Annotated in this window: 3 protein-coding genes; 1 reads left to right on the top strand and 2 read right to left on the bottom strand. The window is 40.7% G+C overall.

The features are described from left to right. Positions 1 to 708: NUDIX hydrolase (locus B3Z75_RS13720; protein WP_349676045.1), on the top strand; the 708-nt coding region annotated here is incomplete at its 5' end. 60 nt (positions 709 to 768) lie between these two features. Here B3Z75_RS13720 and B3Z75_RS13715 read toward each other — a convergent pair. Next, positions 769 to 1,470, bottom strand: coding sequence for an SIMPL domain-containing protein (locus tag B3Z75_RS13715; RefSeq protein ID WP_238866840.1), 702 nt, complete (start codon positions 1,468 to 1,470; stop codon positions 769 to 771). A gap of 236 nt (positions 1,471 to 1,706) precedes the next feature. After that, the coding region (locus B3Z75_RS13710) for a glycosyltransferase family 4 protein (protein WP_286844510.1) at positions 1,707 to 2,720 on the bottom strand (1,014 nt) is incomplete at its 5' end.

Here is a 2,720-nt window from a genome sequence, read left to right as displayed (position 1 = left end):
TACCTTATAATTACTATGTTACAGACATATTACAAAAATAATGATCAATTTTTGATCGCAGTGGATTGCATTATTTTTGGTTTTAGCAAAAAAGATCTTCACGTACTGCTTACCCGGCGGCCTGTTGAACCTTTAAAAAATAAATGGTCTCTTATGGGAGGTTTTATGGAAGCAGATGAAAGCCTGTATAAGGCAGCTGAAAAAGTGTTATACCGGTACACTAAACAGAAAAACATTTACATGGAGCAGGTAAAGGCTTACGGAGAGATAGACCGTGATACGGGGGGACGGGTTATTTCTGTAGCCTTTTATGCACTGGTGCCAACGGAAAATTTCAATACCTCACAGGCACGAAAGTTTGATGCCAAATGGACAAACATAAATAGACTACCGCAACTTATTTTCGACCACAACCTAATGGTAAACGATGCTCTAAAGCTTCTTCAGTATAAAGTTTCGACGCAACCTCTAATGTTTCGCTTCTTTAATAACAAGTTTACACTTCCTGCTTTGCAGGATCTTTATGAAGCTATTTATCAAATGCCTGTGGATAAACGTAACTTTAGGAAGAAACTCAGCTCGATGAACCTGTTGGATAAACTGGAGATAAAAGACAAGGAAAACTCTCGCAGAGGAGCCTTTTATTACAGATTCAACCAAAACAAATATGAGAGTTATCTTAAAACTGGAAAACGCTTCTCTTTGTAAGCGATATGCAATCTTAGTTATTTATTAGGTCTAAATATTGCAGACTGTTGCTGGTTCGTTTTAATTTTTCAGGTAGTAGTTTACCGTGGTTACTACCCTTATATTTTTAATGTATGGCGTGTTGGCATCCCTATCGGTAATGGAGAACTGCCCCTGTGAAGCATCGCGTATCTTACCGAGCTTGCTTCCGGAGTCGATGGCGAATTTTTCGGCGGCAAGCCGTGCGTTTTTGGTAGCCTCCTCTATCATTTGAGGTTTAATATCATTCAACCCAGTGAACTCGTAGATGGTGCTATAGCGGTAATCGCCACCCGTAATGGCAACACCCTGCTTCAGCAGTTCGGTTTGCTCTGAGATTAGTTTCCTTATTTTCTCCACATCTTTGGAAGTAACGGTGATTACCGATGTAGCATTGTACCGGTATTGAGGTGTTTGTGCGGAGTAACGTTCTGCCTCCATATCAATTATTTCAGGAGGAGCAACGCTTATCTCTTCGCTTGATATGTCGTTTGCCTGTAAAAACTCCACAATGGTTTTGTTCTTCGTTTGAATATTGTTGTAGAGCGTTAATAAATCATTACCTAAATCTTTGTACATCAAAGGCCAAACAACCTTATCTGCAGGGACCTCCATCTCGGCAAGTCCCTTTACCGTTACTACACGGTCTCTGTTTTTAAAATTACTGATACCGGTATTAATCATGACACCTATTAATGTCAGTCCCACCGCAATAATCAATGATTCTATCCTCCAGTTTTTCATTTTTATAAGTTTTTTTACGGAACTTGCACCTCACTATAACTGTTAAGTGAGAATGATTATGCCCGCACGTTTCATGTTTTTATTATATGTTTAACAACTAAACGGATAAATAGTTTTAAAAAACCTATTGTTTCCTTCACTTGCTCCCTTTATTGACATTAGGCGAGTTTGTAAATCCGGAAACGGATAACGAGAACAGAAGAAGCGTAAAAGAAAAGAGCCGGGTAACAGTAAAATTATTTATTCAAAATATTTTCATACACTTTTATATAGCTCTGAGCCATGACCTCCTTGGTGAAATGCTTTTCCACAACCTCTCTACAAGATTGCCGGCTGATTTTATCCACCTTCCTGATCTTCTCAATGGCATCTTCTGAGTTCTCTGCAAGATAGCCGTTTTTCCCATCGGTTATCAGCTCAGGCATGCTCCCTTTGTTGAATGCTACTACAGGTGTTCCGCATGCCATAGCCTCCACAATGGATAGGCCAAATGGTTCATTAAAATTGATAGGATGCAAGAGCAGTCGCGCATTTCCCAGTAACCCGTCACGCCTGTCAGCGCCCACGCTGCCTATATATTCAATTTTGCCCTCTTTTAGAAAAGGCTTAACATAAGTGTCGAAATACAACTGATCCTGAATAATACCGGCGATAATCAGCCGCATATCAAGTGCCAGGGCAATCTCTACCGCCTCTTTAGTTCCCTTGTCGTGATGGACCCTCCCGTAATATAGCAGATAGTCGCCTGTCGGATTAGGATTGAAGGTAAAATTACCCGTATCAATGCCATGATAAACGGTGGCAATATAGTCCAGCAGGGGCGAACGGTCGGCATTGCTTATGGAAACATAGTGTGTTTTGCGGTTGTATTTTTTGTACACCGGCATAATGCGAGGCGATGAGAAACCGTGTATAGTGGTAATTAAGGGTGTATCTGTCAATCCCGAATAAGTTAACGGTAAAAAATCGAACTGGTTGTGAATAATATCAAATTCCCCTGCATGTTCAAAGCATTCCGATATGTGAAGACATTCCCACACCTTTGGATCTATGCTCTTATCCTCCTCGTACCCCCTTTGACATACTGATCTAAGCTTTGCTTCTGTTATTGAATTGGCAGTGGCAAAAAGAGTTACATCTATCCCTTTTTTTACCAACTCTTCTGTAAGCAAAGAAGTAACAAGTTCCCAGGGCCCGTAATGAACAGGGGGCGTTCGCCAGGCTATGGGTGAAAGCATTGCAATTTTCAT

The sequence above is a fragment of the Proteiniphilum sp. UBA1028 genome (assembly GCF_002316955.1).
GTDB lineage: Bacteria > Bacteroidota > Bacteroidia > Bacteroidales > Dysgonomonadaceae > Proteiniphilum.
The sequence above is the reverse complement of the archived record's forward strand: the minus strand, read 5'-3'. Positions and strand labels throughout refer to the sequence as shown.

Excerpts from the sequence above, each read along its gene's own strand:
- B3Z75_RS13715 (WP_238866840.1), bottom strand. The coding sequence starts at position 1,470 with ATGAAAAACTGGAGGATAGAATCATTGATTATTGCGGTGGGACTGACA.